This is a genomic window from Haloarcula halobia, from assembly GCF_029338255.1.
Classification (GTDB): Archaea; Halobacteriota; Halobacteria; order Halobacteriales; family Haloarculaceae; genus Haloarcula; species Haloarcula halobia.
On the sequence record NZ_CP119787.1, the window covers coordinates 2,342,838 to 2,358,988 of the forward strand.

Below are 16,151 nucleotides of genomic sequence, written 5' to 3' on the forward strand. Positions count from 1 at the left end.
GGTGGTATGGACGGCCGGTACACCCCTGTCGAATCGCCGGACGAGACGACAGTGTTCCCCTATCACGACCTGACGCCGCCGTCGACGGCCGACGTGGCCGCCGCACGGAAGGTCGTCCGCCGACACCTCCCCGAGACGCCGCTGGTCCGCTCCGAGGCCCTCTCTGCCGAGCTCGACGCCGATGTGTACCTCAAGCGCGACGACACGCTCCCCACGGGCGCGTTCAAGGTCCGGGGCGGCGTCAACCTGGTCGCGACACTCGACGACGAGTTCCGCGAGCGGGGCCTGCTCGCGGCGAGTACGGGCAACCACGGGCAGTCTATCGCCTGGGCCGGCCGCGAGTTCGACGTGCCGGTGACCATCGGGGTCCCGGCCGACGCGAACCCCGAGAAGGTCGCCGCCATGGAGCAGTTCGGCGCCGAGGTCATCCAGCACGGCCCCGACTACGACGCCGCGCGCGAACACATCGAACACCTGGCCGCCGAGCGACAGGCCCGGTACGTCCACTCGGGGAACGAACCGAAGCTGGTCGCCGGCGTCGGCACCGCCGGCCTGGAGGTCGTCGACGACCTCCCGTCGGTCGACCGGGTGTTCTGCCCCGTCGGCGGCGGCTCTGCGGCCGCCGGGTACTGCCTCACCGTCGGCGCGCTGACGGACGCGGCGGTGGTCGGCGTCCAGGCCGCGGCGGCGCCGGCCGTCCACGACGCCTGGCGCGACGGCACCCTCGACCCCCACGAACGCGTCGAGACGATGGCCGAGGGCGTCGCGACCCGGGTCCCCTTTGCGCTCACGCTCGGGGTGCTCCGCGAGCGGCTGGACGACTTCCGCCTGGTCTCCGAGTCGGCCATCCGCGAGGGCGTGCGCGACCTCTTCGTCGACGAGCACATCGTCATCGAGGGCGCCTGTGCGACGAGCGTCGCGGCCGCCAGACAGGCCGGCGACGAGCTCGCCGGGGAGACGGTCGTCATCCCCGTCTCCGGGCGGAACATCGCCGCCGAGAAACTCGCCGCGCTCGTGGACCCGGACTGACGGCGGCCCCGAAACGTTGTCCTTAAGAGTGCCACGACAGACCAGTTCCGTATGAGCAACGAGTCCGAGGCCGACGCGGAAGCGGTCGAGGAAGAAGCAGACACGGCGGACGAACAGACAGCGACCGGGCTTCAGGAGGGCGACGTCGTCAAGCTCGCCTACACCGCCCGCACCGTCGCCGGCGGCCAGCTGGTCGACACGACCGACGAGTCGGTCGCGGAGGAGGACGACATCGACACGGAGCAGCAGGACTGGGGGCCCCGAACCATCGTCCTGGGAGAGGGTCACATCTTCCCGGACGTCGAGGAGGACATCCTGGGCAAGGAGGTCGGCGACGAGGGCTCGGTCACCGTCGCGGCCGCCGACGCCTTCGGTGAGTACGACGAAGAGGAGGTGCGCACCGTCTCGAAGGACAAGATTCCGGAAGACGAGCGCTACCCCGGCGGCCACGTCGACATCGACGGCGAGCACGGCCACGTCGAGACCATCATCGGCGGGCGCGCACGCGTCGACTTCAACCACCCGCTGGCCGGCGAGGACGTCGAGTACGACTACGAGGTCGTCGCCGAGGTCACCGACCGCGAGGAGAAAGCCCAGGGCATCCTCGACCTCATGCTCGATATGAAACTCGACGTCTGGTTCGATACCGACACCGTCGAGGAAGAGCAGCTCGTCGAGAGTGAGGACGAGGGCGACGAGGAGAGCGAGGCTTCGGGAGAAGCCTCGGACGAGGGCGGCGAAGCCGCCGAAGCGAGCGAACCCGAGTACGAGACCGTCGAGGTCGAGAAGGAGACGCTCTACATCGAGGCCACGCCGCAGCTGACGATGAACCAGCAGTGGATGATGGGCAAACAGCAGATCGCCCAGCAGCTCACCCAGCTGCTCGACGTCGACCGCATCATCGTCCAGGAAGAACTGGGCGGGATGGGCATGGGCATGCCCGGCATGATGGGCGGCATGGGCGGCGGTGGCGGCATGGGCGACATCGAGGACGCCCTCGAGGACGCCGACGTCGACGCCGAGGAGATCATGGACGAGATCGACGACGTCGAGGAGTAACGGACCCGACGCGGTACTTTTCGAGCGACTGTCCGCCGAGCGACGGCCGTCCGGTGGCGTCGGCCACCTGCCCACCAACCGTTATCACCTCCCCGGGCGAGACGCACCTATGCGACCGTCGCTGCTCTACGGGGCGCTGTTCTCGGTCCCGCCCGCGGTGGCCCTGGGCATCGGCGCCACCCTCCTGACTGGGCGGGTTGTGTTCGGCGCCGGCGCCGGCCTCGCCGTCGGCGCGTTGATACTGACGATCGTGCTTCTGGGGACGGAAGTCGGGGAACCCGACCGGGCCGAGTAGGCGGGCCCGGCGGCGAGGAGTGGACGGACACGACGGCGCCGGCTCAGGCGATGTCGCGCGACGTGTCGATGCTGACCTCCTCGTCGAGGTCCAGCTTGATGACGTCCTTCGGGGCGCGCCCGCCGCGGAACTTCGGGATGGCGAGGCGGTTCTCCACCTCGTCGCCGCGGACGCGGGTGTCCAGCTGGAAGATGACGTCGGCGAAGTGCTCCGTCGTGTCCCGGAGCGGCGGGATGCTCCGGCCGTCCAGGCAATGGAGGATGGCCAGACTGCCCGTGTTGACGATGTGGTTCTGGAGGTCGTTCATGAACGCGCGAAACCGGGACGGGGGCTCCTGGGCCTCCAGGACGTCCAGGGGGTCCACGATGAGGTTGGACGTCTCCGGGAGCGCCGAGACGAGCTTCCCGGCGTTGTCCAGGGGCGCCTCCCCGGAGATGTGTCGCACCGTCGGGTCGCCGGTGTTGGCCGGCGTCTGCTCGATGCTCGCGACCACCGACTCGGCCGTGCGGTCGAGCGATAGCCACAGCGTCCCGCGCGTGGCCGTCAGTTCGTACAGGAAGAGTTCGGCCTGGCTGGCCGGATCGGCCGTCAGGGCGACGATACTGCCGGCTGGGATACCGCCGTCGAGCTTCCGGTCCAGAACCTCGATGCCCGTTCGCAGCCGGTTCACCATTCACTAGAGGTCGTAGACCCACACGATTAAGCATTCCGGCTATACAGGGTTTTCGCCATCGAACGGTACTGTGCGGCCGGTTCCTCCGCTTCGAGTGGAGGTAGTGATACGTCGGGGACGTGGACCGCGGGCTGGGACCCCAGGAGCGGCGCCGGGTCGACGGCACCGTCGCTCCGCGAGACCGCGGTGAGCGCCGGCGGCGCGTCGAGCTGGCGGGCCATCGCCGCCGTCTTGACCGCGTCCAGCAGGCTCTGTCGCGTCGGCGTCGAGACCAGCACGCACCGGTCCGCGGCGCGCAGCGGCGTCGCGCCGTCCGGACCGGCCCCCGCGGGGCAGTCGAGCAGGACCGGGCGGACACTCGCATCGAGGGCGTCTAGCACCGACGCCAGGGCGGCCGCGGACGCCCCGGCACCGGGCAACACGTCGACGCCGGCGACCCGGGGCGACGCCCGCGCGGTGGCCAGCGGTGCATCCCGGTCCGCGGCGGCGGCGACACCGGGCGCCCGCGAGACGCCGGCCCGCCGGTGGAGGTCGGGCATGTCCAGGTCGGTGTCGACGACCACGGGGCGTCGCCCGGCCCTCGCCATGGCGCGTGCGATTCCCAGCGCCGTCGTCGTCTTCCCACAGCCCCCCTTCCCGCCTGCGATCGCGAGCATGGCGGGTGTGGTCCCGGCATGGGACTTGAACCCTCGGTCCGTGCGTGTCGGGGGATTCAAGACCATCGGGAGCGCCGTTCCGTGTGAGATGCGGCACGACCATATCATCAGCGCGACACAACTCACACGGGCCGACATCGAGGCGGTGCTCGACCACGCGGCCGACATCGCCGAGGACCCGGGTGCGTACGGCGACCGGCACTCGGACACGCTGCTGGGGCTGCTCTTCTTCGAGCCCAGCACCCGCACGAAGATGAGTTTCACGACGGCGATGAAACGTCTGGGGGGCGACATCGTCGACATGGGGTCGGTCGAGTCCTCGAGCGTCAAGAAAGGCGAGTCGCTGGCCGACACCGTGCGCGTCGTCGAGGGCTACGCCGACGCGCTCGTCCTGCGCCACCCGATGGAGGGGTCGGCGAAGATGGCCAGCGAGTTCGTCGACGTCCCGCTCGTGAACGCGGGTGACGGAGCGGGCCAGCACCCGACCCAGACCCTGCTCGACCTCTATACCATCCGCGAGAACGCCGGCTTCGACGACCTGACCATCGGCATCATGGGCGACCTGAAGTACGGGCGGACCGTCCACTCGCTGGCGCACGCCCTGACCACCGTCGACGCGCGCCAGCACTTCATCAGCCCCGAGTCGCTCCAGCTGCCGCGGTCGGTCCGCGTCGACCTCCACGACGAGGGGGCCGAGGTCCGTGAACACACCGGCCTAGACGAGGTGCTGCCGAAACTGGACGTACTGTATGTCACGCGCATCCAGCGCGAGCGCTTCCCCGACGAGAGCGAGTACCGAGCCGTCGCCGGCGAATACCAGATCGACGCCGAGACCCTCGAGGCGGCGTCCGACGACCTCACCGTGATGCACCCCCTCCCGCGCGTCGACGAGATATCCCACGACGTCGACGGGACGAATTACGCACAGTACTTCCAGCAGGCGCACAACGGCGTCCCGGTCCGGATGGCGCTGCTCGACCTGATGCTCGGAGGCGAAAGATGACAGACGACGACCGCAAACTACGCGTCTCGAAGATCCGCAACGGCACCGTCATCGACCACATCACCGGCGGCCAGTCGCTGAACGTCCTGGCCATCCTCGGCATCGACGGCACCAGCGGCGACTCCGTCTCCGTCGCGATGAACATGCCCTCCGAGCGCCTCGGGCGCAAGGACATCGTGAAAGTCGAGGGCCGCGAGCTCTCACAGGAGGAGGTGGACGTCCTCTCGCTCATCGCGCCCGCCGCATCCATCAACATCGTCCGAAACTACGAGGTCGTCGAGAAACACCGCGTCGAGCGCCCGGACGTCGTGGTCGGCGTCCTCGAGTGTCCCAACCACAACTGCATCACCACGGAAAACGAACCCGTCGAGTCCCGCTTTGCCGTCACCGACGACGGCGTGCGCTGTGAGTACTGCAACACCATCATCCGCGACGACCTGCCCGCTCACATCCTCGCGGAGTAGTCCGCAAGACCTGTGTCCGGCGTTTCGGTATCACTCGCCGTCGGCGATACATCGTAAACCTGCGTACTGTGCAGTTTTTTAATCTGCAACCGTACTACAATCAGCTTGCTTGTCAACTACTCTTTAATCACCTCACCAAAATATAACTCTGCCACTCTTGTTGATAGGATATGACTGACCTACAGTTTCACAACGTAGTTACGGACATCCGTTTCGAGTACAACCGCGAAATAAACCGATATTTAGACGAACCAAAACCAAGCAAATGTCAGGCCCTCTGTTCGACCTGTGGTACATATCACAAGGCTACAGTTGGCGAGTTGTCGACTCGTTGTGAAGAAGACGAACTCGAGTATGTAGCGTCGATGAGAGCTTGGAACTGCTGCCACGAGGGAGTCGAACCCTATGACGGATTTCCGGAGGAGCCGGAGTATTATCGGATCAGTAGGTCAGACGCTGGAACAGGCGGCTGACGTTCAGTTGGACGCCACAGTGAAATCTGTTAATTTCTGCATTGGTCCAGTTCGCTACACATGGAAGCTGTACCGAACGATGTATCGGCGGCGATGCTCCTGGACAGTCAGCCAGCGCGTGTGCGAGGCGAAAAAATTCGAGTAGTTGATCCCCGATCTCTCAGGGCCGAGTCTGCTCGGGGCCTGGCGTCGGGCCAGTTTCCGATGACGGTTCCGGTTTTTGTGGGGCGTCAGCTGGCGACTTCTCGCCGGAGACGAGGAAGTCCAGCAGATTCCCGACTAGCTGTTCGTTATCGGCACGGTAGAGGAATTCCTGTGTGGCGATACTGCTGTCACCAACGGCGACAACGTTCCCAGACCGTGCCAGGACACCATACGTGCCCTGTCGTCGGGTCTGAGAGAGGGTCGTCCCGTCGGTCGTCGTCAGGAGCGTGTCGGACCCAGTAATGGGAGTCGACGTGTACAGCACCGTCCGGTCGACGCCCTCAGTGAGCGGCGAACTGCCAGTCGGGGTCGCGTAGACACTCCGATAATTCAGCGCGTACTCGTCCATGTTGTACAGGTAGCCGTTGTCGTAGGCAAGCCCGTGTTGGGACAGAACGGGTGCGAGCGGACTCGTCACGCTGCTCCGACCACGTGGCATGCCAAACCGCACCAACCCACCGTAACTCGCCTGGGCGGGTTCGTTCATCACCAGGACACGCCCACCGGCGTCGGTGAACGCGTCCAAGCCAGCAAGCTGGGCCTCGGTGTACCGGCTTTCCGCACCGAGTACGAGGAACGCGTCCGCCTCACGTAACGAGGCGTTGAGCGACCGGCCACCTTGTCGTTCCCCGACGTGGTACTTCACCGTCGCACCGTTCTCGGTGAGTGTCGTCACGATCGGGGCGAGTGCTTCCCGGTCGATCTCCGCACCGTGGCCCGCATCGATGAGGATCACCTCACCGGAGGCGTTCGCAGCCATCGTCAGTTCGCCGGTCTGTGCAGGAGCCGTCGCGGCCGATTCGTTCGCGTCGAACGACGGTGTTTCGATCTGGTTGACGGCCGGTGCAGTCCCAGCAGATCCACCGGATGCGACTGAACCCGCCACAACAGCCAGGACGAGCACGCCGACAAAGAAGCCGACACGCGTGACGACGCCAGTATCGACCATGTTCAGGCACCCCCCTCGGCGGTGGTATTCGACACGACACGTTGCTCTTCGGGGGTTCCGTAGATCATGAGAAAGTGGACTGAATCGACGCCACGGTGTGCGTACGGGGCCTGGTCGCTGCTGGCACTCCCGTTCGCTGGTCGTGCGCTCGAGGCAGCGAAAACGAGCCCGCGTGGCTGTGCCGGGTCGTGGTAGACGACCCGATACTCGCTGAGGCCAGCCTCGGTCGCCGCGCCGTCAATCGCAGCTTCCAAGCCGCCGACCTCGTCCGCATAGCCGGTCTGGACGGCCCTGAGACCGTTGTACGCAGACGCCTCGGCGACGGTCTCCCGGGACACGTTCAGGCGGTCGCCACGCTCGGTCATGACCGCACCGACGAAGGCTCGCTTCATCGATTCCAGACTGGCGTAATACTCGTCTCTGGTCATACCACGATGAGCCTTGTCAGGACCGGTTGTCGCCGCCGGACTCAGACCCCCACGTGGTGCCGTCCCGATAACACCCACGTGTCCGACGATGCTGCCTGGCGTCGCGTAGATCTTGTCACTCGGCACGGCAGTGTAGTACGCGCCAGAGGCAGCGTACTGTCCGACACTGGTGTAGACCGGTTTCTCGTCCGCGAGGCGCTTGACTGCCATGTACATCGATTCACTGGCAGCGGCGCTCCCGCCCGGACTCGAGATCCGAAGCACGACGGCCTTGACAGAGTCGTTACTCCGAACATCACGGAGTTGCTGGATCGTATCCTGCGCGCTTGATTCACTGATCGTCTCGTCGATGTTCACCACAGCGACGTACTGTTCGTCCTCGGCTACGACACCCGTCGCAAACGGGACGAGTGCCGCACCGACCAGAATCGCAACGACCGCGAGGACCGTATACGACTGGAGGACAGTTGCAACTCTACTATCGATTGGATTAACCATGGAGGGCGTCCGTTCTTCGCGTATTCTGTCGAGGGTTTAAAATTACTGGTCTGGGATCGATCTCGCAGCTGTACTGACCGACTCGCCTGCCCGTGATCGGAACGTGGCTCTGTGCGAGAGACGCGCCAAGTACGGAGCAACTCCTCCGACGGCTGCCCAGTTGCTGTCAGTAACGGCCTGACCGACACAGAGGGTGAAGTCAGGACCTCGGCTACATTTCCTTCACGCTGTGGTCACCAAACCACCTGCTTAGGAGACGTGCAGACGAATCAACGCACCTGCTGCAGAGAGAAACCGTCTTAGGCGTTGGTCGGTTCGAAGACTGGTGCTGGATCGGTCCGCTGTTTCGCGTCACAGATCCGGATACGGCCATCGGAGTGGACGAAAACGTTCCAGGAGTCTACCTGAAAGCTGAGGATAGTGTCGTTGTCCGTGCCTCCGCCACGTCTCTCGAACAGGGCATCGAGTGCCTCCGGATCAACGTACTCATATATCGGCGGGAGGTCCACTGGCTCGACATCAGCCGCATCCGCCAGAGCCTTGATGATTGTCTCTACCGGAGGCCGACCACTTTTGCTATCGTACTCGGCATCAACAACCGGTACGCACCCTCGATAGACGGACAGTTGCCCCGTTTTGTCCATGCAATCGCTACATTACACCGACATATATAATCGAGGACAATCATCCGACAGGAGGATAGCAGCATGTATGCAGCACGCCCCCTGAAACCGGAGACTGGTCGAGGGCTTCGACGGGATCTAGATCAGTGTCACTCGAACCAGACGCTCGCGAACGCGTCGAAGTAATCCTCGCCCGTGTCGACGAGGACGTGGTCGCCCCCGAGTCGGGTGATGCGGTTCGCGACGGCGTCCACGTGTGCTTGTAACCGCGACTGGTACGTGTCTGCCATCGACCCGCTGAAGTACGAGCGGCGGGTCTGGTCGCTCTCCGGGTCCGCAAAGAGCACGTCCCCGACGGCCCCGGGGGCGCGCTCGTCGGGGGCGAGGACCCGTACGACCAGCACGTCCACCTCGTTGCGGACCAGCGCGGCGACGCCCGCCTCGATCGCCTCGGGGTCGGCCAGGCAGTCGCTGAGGACCACGACCAGCGAGCGCGAGCGGATCCGGGCGGCGTACTCGGAGAGGACCGTCTCGAAGTCGGCCGAGCCACCGGGTTCGAGGTCGTTCAACACGTCGATGAGGTTCAGCAGCTCCCCGCGGTTCGACCGTCCGGTGTCGAGGCGGTCGACGGTCTCGCGGAACGTCTCGAAGAGGAAGTCGTTGTTCTCCTCGGCGGTGAGGTAGGCGAAACCGAGGCCGAGTTTCGCCGCGAACTCGAACTTGTCGGCCGCACCCTCGCCGTAGTCCATCGAGGCGCTGGCGTCGAGCAGGACGTGGACGGTCAGACTGCGCTCCTCCTCGAACTGCTTGATGAAGTACTCCTCGGTGCGGGCAAACAGCCGCCAGTCGATGAGTCTGGTGTCGTCGCCCGGCGAGTACCGGCGGTAGTCGCTGAACGTCAGGCCCTCGCCGATGCGGGGCGATTCCTGGTCGCCCTGGCGCAGCGCCGTCGACACCCGGTTCAGCGCCGCGTCGAACCGCCCGAGCTCGTCGAGGAAGTCCGGGTCGATTGTCACGGGTCGCCCCCCGCCGGAACCGGTCCCCCGTGCCCGCACGCTCCGACCATCGTCACTCCATCAGCGACTCGATGACGTCGTCGGGCGTCTGTCCCTCTCGTTCGGCCCGGAAGTCCAACAGGATGCGGTGTCGGAGCACCGGCGCGGCCAGCGACTCCAGGTCCTCGCTGGCCACGTGCGACCGGCCAAAGAGGAAGGCTCGCGCCTTCGACGCCAGGACCAGCGCCATGCTCGCCCGGGGACTCGCTCCGAACTCGATGGCGTCTTCCTCGCGGGTCCGCCGGACGAGCCGGATCGCACGGTCCTGCAGGTCGTCGGCGATGGGAACGTCACGGACGTGCCGCTGGGCGGCCTGTATCTCGTCGCTGGTGAGCACTTTCTCCACTGGCACCTGCTCTGTCCCGGTGGTGAACATCTCCACGATGTCGCGCTCTTCCTCGTAGTTCGGGTAGTCGACCAGAACCTTCAGCATGAAGCGGTCGGTCTGTGCCTCGGGCAGCGCGTAGGTCCCCGACTGGTCGATGGGGTTCTGGGTCGCCAGGATGAAAAAGGGGCGGGGGAGCTGGTAGGTCTCGCCGGCGGCGGTGACCTGCTTTTCCTGCATCGCTTCGAGCAGCGCTGCCTGGGTCTTCGGGGTGGCACGGTTTATCTCGTCGGCGAGGACGACGTTGGCAAAGACAGGGCCCTTCTCGAAGACGAAGTCCCGGCCCTGGTCTGTCTCGCGGATGATCTCTGTGCCGGTGATGTCCGAGGGCATCAGGTCGGGCGTGTTCTGGATGCGCGAGAACTCGAGGTCGGTCACCTCGGCGATGGTCCGGACCATCGTGGTCTTCCCCAGGCCCGGGTTGGACTCGAGGAGGGCGTTCCCGTCGGCGAGGATGCAGACGAGCAACTGGACGAGCACCTCGCGTTGGCCGACGATCCGCTTGCGCATCTGCTCTCTCGCGTCCTCTAGCTTCCGCTGAATCGTGTCGATGTCGTGTGTCGTACTCATGTATCTGCCTCCTCGTCCTCGCGGATCCGGAGATTGTACTCCCGAATCAGTTCCGCGTCCTCCAGGTCCTCCGATCCGGCGAACCCGGCCTGCTGGCTCTCGAACTCACCGCTCAGGTCGCCGGACCCCTCCTCCGACGGGAACTGCTGTGTCGGGTCGACCTCCTCCTCGCCCCCGGTCGACTCTATCTGGGCCGTCAGGTTCTCGTCACCGGCCTGGACGTCCTCGCTATCGCCGAGGACCGAATCGCCGTCCTGGAGGCCCTCGAACTCCCGGGGCTGGTCGGGACCGCCGGCGGTCGGCGAGCCCGACCCGTCGCCATCGAGCAGTGCGAGGTCCACCGCGGCCACCTGAACCGTCGCGAGGCTCACGAGGGCGATGACGAAGACGGTGGCCGCGAGGCGGTAGAAATTCACCAGGGCGACGCCGGACGTCTCGCGCAGCTGGGCGAGGACGTCCTCGTAGAGCCTGGCGGCCATCGCCGAGTCCTGCTCGTCGGCGATGGCGTCGCGGGCGGTCCGCAGCGCCTCCGCGATGTCGGGGTTGACCGCCTCGAACTGTTCGATCAACGGGCGCCGGAGGCGAGCCCAGAGCTCGACGACCAGGGTCAGGAACCCGACGACGAGCGCGACCAGCGCCGACCCCGGGACCGTCGGGTCCGACAGCGAGACGTCGGTCACGGCAGTGACCGCGTCTGTCAGCCGGTCCGGTACCGACACCTGTGCGGGAATCACCGCTGGGTCGAACGCCGCGACGAGGAGGTTCGCGACCAGAAAGAGGGCGACGGCGTCGACGACGGCGTAGACGAGCGCCGCCTTCCAGGCCTCGAGCCGTACCGCCCGAAGCGCCGCGCGCATCCGTTCGCCGACCGGCGTAGCTCGCGGTGGCATCGTCAGTACCCGTCACACTCCGGTTTGTCGGCGTTCTCGGTCTGGCTGCAGAGCGACTCCAGGTCGTCCTCCATCTGGGCGTTCTCCTGGCGGAGAGCCTTGTTCTCGTCCTCTACGTTGTTGACCTCCTGTTCCAGCGAGTCGACCTCGTCCTCGAGCGAGTCGATGACGTCCTCCCGGTCGGCGAGCTCGTTCTGGAGGTTCTCGACGTCGTCCTGGAGTTGGCGGCGGTCGGTCTCGAGTTCCTCGACCTCGTCTTCGAGCTCGTCGGCTCGCGACTGGAGCCGCCGGTTGTCCGCGCGCAGGTCGCTCGCAGCGCTCTGCAGTTCGCTGACGCGTTCCTGACTCGCTCGCAGTTCCTGTCTGGTCTCGGCCAGCTGGCTCTCCGTCGCGTTGAGCTGGGACTCCGTGCGTTCGAGGTCGGCCGCGACCTGGTCGACGTCCTGGGTCCGCGTCTCCAGCGTCTGCCGGAGTTCACGGACGCGCGACCGATTCTCGCGCAGGTCCTCGCGCGTCTCCTCGAGTTCCTCGCGGAGCTCGGCGTTGTCGTCTTTCAGGCGGTCGTTCTGTGTCTGCAGTTCGGCCGTCGAGTCCTGGTAGAACACGGTGGCACCGGCGGTGCCCGCCACTGCCAGGACGATGAGGGCGACGAGTCCGAGGTTCAGGGTTCGGCCGATGACGCTCACGGGAGACCACTCTCCAGGGTAGTGCGCCCGCGGTACACTTGAACGCGTCGGGCGATTACCTCCGTCACGAACAGCACCAGCGCCCCCAGCAGGAAGACCCACGACCACGAATCCCGCACCGTCCGGATACGGGTCGACTGCTGGCGGGCCAGTCGAGCGATTTCGGCGCCCTCGTCCGGCGCGAACAGCTGGCCGTCCGTCTCCTCGACGAGACTCGTCAGCGACTCCGACTGGCCGAACGTGCCGTACTCGACGGGATAGTTCGCAGCGTACTCCGCGTCGACGACGGTCCCGTACCCGGCTTCCTCGGGCGTGAACTCGCCGCGGTAGCGGTCCTCGGCGACCTGTCGGAACCTGATGCCCGCCGCCTCGGGGCGGGTCTCGCCGCGGTAGACCAGCGACGTCTCCGTGCCCACGCGTGCGTCGCCGATCGACGTGACGCCCGTCTGGGTCCGCGCCGGATCGCCGATGGCGTAGTTGACCGACTTGGTCAGCACGAGCGAGTCCGGCCGCTCGAGGAGCCCGTCGAGCGTGCCGTCGTTGCCGTAGGCCGTGATGGAGACGACCCGGCCGAGGCCGAAGCGCCACGAGGCGATGGCGGGAGTGCCGTCGGCCGTCGCCACCTGGTAGTCAGCACCCGGTTTGACCGTGACGCGGTTCGCCTGGCCGGGGTTGGCGGTCAGCTCCACGCCCGAGGTGATGAACGTATCCCGGGTGACGATGGTCAGCTTCTCGCCCTGGAACCGGCGCGATCCGCCGCCAAAGAGGAGGCGCAGGCGGTTCGTCTCGGTGGCGGCGAAGTACGACCCGCCCGACTCGGCGGCGATCTCCCGCAGCGTCAGCTCGTTTACCTTCCGTCCGGCGCCGACGCTGACGACGCGGGTCCCCTCCCGCCCCAGCTGGTTCGAGACGGCGGCCGCCCGGTCGAGGCGGTCCTGGCCGTCGCTCAGGAGGATGATGGTCCCCTCCCGCTGGCCGAGCAGCTCGTCGGCCCCCTGGAGGCCGACGGAGATGTCGGTCGCCCCGCCGCTCGAAAGGCGGCGGATCTGTTCGGCGACCGTCGCCCGGTTCTCGGCGAGCGGGGCGAGTTCGGTGACGCGGAACGCCCGGTAGTTGAACGCGACCACGCCGACGCGGTTCTCGTCGCCCAGCTGGTCGAGGACGTCGAGGGCGACGGCCTTCTGGATGGCCATGCCCTGCTCGGCACTGCCCGAGACGTCGATGAGCAACACGATGTTGGTCGTGCCACCAGTGGCGTTCCCAACGGAGACAGGCAGCATCGACGCGACGGACGACCCGCCGTAGCCGCCGTTCTCGTAGGCGTTGTCGCCGCCGACGACGACGAGGCCGCCGCCCTCGATGACGTGCTCCTGGAGCGCACTGACGTTCCCGAAGCGCGCCGCGGGGCTGTCCTGGACGACGACGGTCGAGTATCCGGAGAGGTCCGCTGGCACCGAGTCGACCGTCGTCACGTCGTACAGCGATCGCAGGAAGTTCTCGAAGGGGTACGACCGGGCCGAGACGTAGAGGACGTCCGGTTTCTCGACGACGCGGACGCTCTTGTAGAAGACGTCGTTGCGGTCGAAGACGTCCTCACTCTCGAGCCTCGCCGTCACCCGGTGAGCGCCCAGGTCCTCGAACGTGTGCGTGACCGCCGCAGTCCCGTTCTGGCCGACGGTCTTCGTGGCGACTACCTCGCCGTCGATGGCCACTTCGACGGTCGACTCGTCGGGCAGTCGGACGCCGTCGACGGAGACGACGAACCGCGACGGGACGCCCGAGCTCACGGTCTGTGGGCCGGCGACGGAGACGGCGGCCTCGCGCCGCCGCGGAATCAGCTCGACGGCGCTCACCGTCGCGTTGAGCTGCCGGGCGTTCTCTCCGGAAACCGCCAGGCTCCGGCCGGCGGTGACCTGCCCGTCGGAGAGGACCACCACCGTCCCGTTCTCCTGGACGTTCGCGGCCAGGCCGTCGCCGAGGCGCGAGGCGTCCCCGCTCCCGACCGTCGTAGTGGTCACCGGGACGCCGGTGGCCTCGATGTCCGCGACCAGCGACTCCCGCGTGTCGGCGTAGACCTCCATGCTCGCCGAGTCGTCGGTCAGCAGCGTCACGCTCGGTTCGCCGGGCGTCTCGCGGGTCTGGACCGTGTAGGGCCCCATCGCTCCGACGACGAGGAGCGTCGCGACGAGCACGCGACTCACAAACAGGAGGCGGCGACTCCGGGTGGAGGCCGAGCGGGGGCCCCGCTCGCTCCGGAAGACGACGTACGCGAGGACCGCGACGGCGACGGGGAGCGCGGCGAGCGGCCAGAGGTGCTCGACACCGAGCGTCAGGCCGTCCGAGAGCGTGTAGGTGGCACGCATCAGAGGTCACCCCGGTATCGCAGGAAGCCCACTTCGAGCAGGACCACGAACAGGCCAGCCAGCGCGGCGAACTCCGTGAGCGGTTGGGGGACGCTGCGTCGTTCCTCTCGGGTGAGGTTTCCGGTCGGCCCCGGCCGGTCCGAGAGCGGTTCGACCGCGGTGTCGGACTCGCGTTCGTCGAGCAGCGAACCGCTCACCGTCCGGGCGTCCGTGGAGTAAAAGCCCGTCCGCTGGAGCGAGGTGGTCGGCCCGGCGACGGGGCCGTCCGGTCCCTCGATGCGGTCGGCGTCGAAGCGGACTGTCTGGCCGGTCTCGTAGTTCAGGGCGGGCAACGGCTCGCGGTTCGCCAGGCGGAAGATCGCCCGCTTCCAGAACACCGGGTACTGGTAGTTGAACTTGAAACTCGATCTGTCCTCGATGTAGCCGTAGTACAGCAGTCGGCCGCCGTCGCGTTCGGCGGTGGCGATGAGGGGGGTCCCGTCGCCGAGCTCGACCACCGTCTGGCCCTCGCGGAGCGACCCGCTGACGTACTCGCTCGGCGGCTGGAATTCGATACCGCGGGTCAGCTCGTTCGGGGGCGTCGGTTTGACCGTGGCGGCGGTCCTGACCGGCCCCGGGTCGAGCAACAGGAGGTCACCGTACCGCGCCGGGAGTTCCTGCTGGGCCTGGACGACGACCCCGCCGCCGCGCTCGATGACCTCGCGCCCGGCCTCGACGTTGCCGGGCAGCAGCGCGTTCGGGTCGACGTTGCTGTAGACCACGACGTCGTACTCCTCGGTCACGGTGGTCGGTGGCCGGTCGACGGTGACCGCCACCTGGTCGTTGACCTCGAGCGCCGTGACGAGGTACCGGTTCGGGTCGTTGGTCAGGATAAGCACCTCGACGGTGGGGTCGGCGGGCGCGGCGATGGCGACGCTGTCGTCGGTCGCGAAACTGTCACCGGGCGTGAGGCGCGCCTGACTGCGGCCGGCGGGGACCGGGAAGGTCACCGTCTCGATGTCGTCCGGCGCGAGTTCGACGCGGGTCTCCCGGGTGCCGAGCGTGACCGTCCGCGTGACCGTTTCCCTCCCGAAGTTCGCCACGGACAGCGTCACCTCCGACCCGGAGAACTGTCGGCCGACGAACCCGACGTTCGCGTCGCCGCCGCCGTCGAACTGGCGCAGGTCCACCGAGAGGTCGCGACCGCGGGCGGTGGCGACGGCGTCGGTCCAGTCGTCGCCGGCGAAGTCGCTGAGCACGACGATGCGCGCGTTCTCGCCGGCCAGCGCGGTCGCCTGGGAGATGGCGCCGTCGAGGTCCCCTGGCGCGTCGGTCACCTGCAGTCGCTCGAGCGTCTCGCGAGCCTCGCTCGGTGGCCCCCGCTGGAGGACGACCTCACCCCCGCCGCCGGTGGTGACGACGGACGTGGTGCTCGTGACCTCCGCGTCCGCGGTCTCGAGCGCCCGGGCGAACCGGGTGGCCCCACCGTCGGCGGTCGCCATACTCGCGCTCGTGTCGACGACCAGGACCGTCTCCTCGACGGTGGCCCGCTCGTTGACCATCACGTACGGCGTCGCGAGGCCGACTGCGAGCAGGAGCAGCGCCAGCAACTGGAGGAGCAAAAGCAGGCTCCGCGAGAGCCGTTCGAGCAGCGGGTTGGTCGCCTGCTGGCGTTCCTCGCTGGCGAGAAACCGGAAGGTCGGCAGTTCCATCCGCTGGGGTTCCGGTCGGATGAAGTACAGCACCACGATGGGGACGGCGAGGGCGAGCGCCGCCAGACCGAACGGGGAGAGGAAGACGTCCGAGAGGACCATTGGCGGAACAACTCTCGGCACCCGTATTTATGTTGTGTCTGAATTGGCACGAAGA

General features: G+C 67.0%; 17 protein-coding genes. 6 read left to right on the forward strand and 11 right to left on the reverse strand.

Translation table 11 applies throughout. The features are described from left to right. Positions 1-6: 6 nt before the first annotated feature. The 3 genes from P1K88_RS12400 (at position 7) to P1K88_RS12410 (ending at position 2,383) form a co-directional block, all read left to right on the forward strand. On the forward strand, positions 7-1,029 hold the full coding sequence (locus tag P1K88_RS12400; protein WP_276410493.1) for a threonine ammonia-lyase: 1,023 nt from the start codon (positions 7-9) through the stop codon (positions 1,027-1,029). Positions 1,030-1,080: 51 nt separating this feature from the next. After that, on the forward strand, positions 1,081-2,088 hold the full coding sequence (locus tag P1K88_RS12405; protein WP_276410494.1) for an FKBP-type peptidyl-prolyl cis-trans isomerase: 1,008 nt from the start codon (positions 1,081-1,083) through the stop codon (positions 2,086-2,088). Positions 2,089-2,197: 109 nt separating this feature from the next. After that, positions 2,198-2,383 carry a hypothetical protein gene (locus P1K88_RS12410; protein ID WP_276410495.1) on the forward strand — a complete coding sequence of 62 codons (186 nt, stop codon included), beginning with the start codon at positions 2,198-2,200 and terminating at the stop codon, positions 2,381-2,383. Between the two features lie 43 nt (positions 2,384-2,426). Here the strand turns inward: P1K88_RS12410 and P1K88_RS12415 are convergent, their stop codons facing one another. Both P1K88_RS12415 and P1K88_RS12420 read right to left on the reverse strand, forming a co-directional pair. Beyond that, positions 2,427-3,056: an RAD55 family ATPase gene (locus tag P1K88_RS12415; protein WP_276410496.1), complete on the reverse strand. Its 630-nt coding sequence runs from the start codon at positions 3,054-3,056 to the stop codon at positions 2,427-2,429. 26 nt (positions 3,057-3,082) lie between these two features. Continuing rightward, entirely contained in the window at positions 3,083-3,712 is a 630-nt protein-coding gene (locus tag P1K88_RS12420; RefSeq protein WP_276410497.1) for a MinD/ParA family ATP-binding protein, read from the reverse strand. An 88-nt stretch (positions 3,713-3,800) separates the two neighbouring features. On the opposite strand from P1K88_RS12420, the gene pyrB reads away from it, so the two are divergent. The 3 genes from pyrB (at position 3,801) to P1K88_RS12435 (ending at position 5,652) form a co-directional block, all read left to right on the forward strand. Then, on the forward strand, positions 3,801-4,715 hold the full coding sequence (gene pyrB / locus P1K88_RS12425; protein ID WP_276410499.1) for an aspartate carbamoyltransferase: 915 nt from the start codon (positions 3,801-3,803) through the stop codon (positions 4,713-4,715). After that, positions 4,712-5,179: an aspartate carbamoyltransferase regulatory subunit gene (pyrI, locus tag P1K88_RS12430; RefSeq protein ID WP_276410501.1), complete on the forward strand. Its 468-nt coding sequence runs from the start codon at positions 4,712-4,714 to the stop codon at positions 5,177-5,179. The genes pyrB and pyrI overlap by 4 nt, the downstream gene beginning before the upstream one ends. 170 nt (positions 5,180-5,349) lie before the next feature. Beyond that, complete coding sequence (locus P1K88_RS12435; protein WP_276410503.1) at positions 5,350-5,652, forward strand: hypothetical protein; 303 nt, start codon at positions 5,350-5,352, stop codon at positions 5,650-5,652. A 160-nt stretch (positions 5,653-5,812) separates the two neighbouring features. Here P1K88_RS12435 and P1K88_RS12440 read toward each other — a convergent pair whose 3' ends face one another. From P1K88_RS12440 to P1K88_RS12480, 9 genes are all read right to left on the reverse strand, one after another. After that, positions 5,813-6,805, reverse strand: a complete 993-nt coding sequence (locus P1K88_RS12440; RefSeq protein ID WP_276410505.1) for a DUF4350 domain-containing protein — start codon at positions 6,803-6,805, stop codon at positions 5,813-5,815. 2 nt (positions 6,806-6,807) lie between these two features. Continuing rightward, entirely contained in the window at positions 6,808-7,731 is a 924-nt protein-coding gene (locus P1K88_RS12445) for a S49 family peptidase (RefSeq protein ID WP_276410507.1), read from the reverse strand. A 299-nt stretch (positions 7,732-8,030) separates the two neighbouring features. After that, positions 8,031-8,375 (reverse strand): HalOD1 output domain-containing protein, encoded by a 345-nt coding sequence (locus P1K88_RS12450; RefSeq protein WP_276410509.1) that lies wholly within the window; start codon positions 8,373-8,375, stop codon positions 8,031-8,033. A 128-nt stretch (positions 8,376-8,503) separates the two neighbouring features. Next, the gene (locus P1K88_RS12455; RefSeq protein ID WP_276410511.1) at positions 8,504-9,370 is read right to left on the reverse strand and encodes a DUF58 domain-containing protein; all 867 of its coding nucleotides are present in this window, start codon (positions 9,368-9,370) and stop codon (positions 8,504-8,506) included. A gap of 52 nt (positions 9,371-9,422) precedes the next feature. Beyond that, positions 9,423-10,364, reverse strand: coding sequence for an AAA family ATPase (locus tag P1K88_RS12460; protein ID WP_276410513.1), 942 nt, complete (start codon positions 10,362-10,364; stop codon positions 9,423-9,425). Next, on the reverse strand, positions 10,361-11,254 hold the full coding sequence (locus P1K88_RS12465; protein WP_276410515.1) for a DUF7502 family protein: 894 nt from the start codon (positions 11,252-11,254) through the stop codon (positions 10,361-10,363). The genes P1K88_RS12460 and P1K88_RS12465 overlap by 4 nt, the downstream gene beginning before the upstream one ends. Positions 11,255-11,256: 2 nt before the next feature. Then, positions 11,257-11,940, reverse strand: coding sequence for a chromosome partitioning protein (locus P1K88_RS12470; RefSeq protein WP_276410517.1), 684 nt, complete (start codon positions 11,938-11,940; stop codon positions 11,257-11,259). Beyond that, positions 11,937-14,303: a vWA domain-containing protein gene (locus P1K88_RS12475; RefSeq protein WP_276410518.1), complete on the reverse strand. Its 2,367-nt coding sequence runs from the start codon at positions 14,301-14,303 to the stop codon at positions 11,937-11,939. The genes P1K88_RS12470 and P1K88_RS12475 overlap by 4 nt, the downstream gene beginning before the upstream one ends. Further along, the gene (locus P1K88_RS12480; RefSeq protein ID WP_276410520.1) at positions 14,303-16,096 is read right to left on the reverse strand and encodes a vWA domain-containing protein; all 1,794 of its coding nucleotides are present in this window, start codon (positions 16,094-16,096) and stop codon (positions 14,303-14,305) included. Before P1K88_RS12480 ends, P1K88_RS12475 begins: the two co-directional genes overlap by 1 nt. Positions 16,097-16,151: the final 55 nt, after the last annotated feature.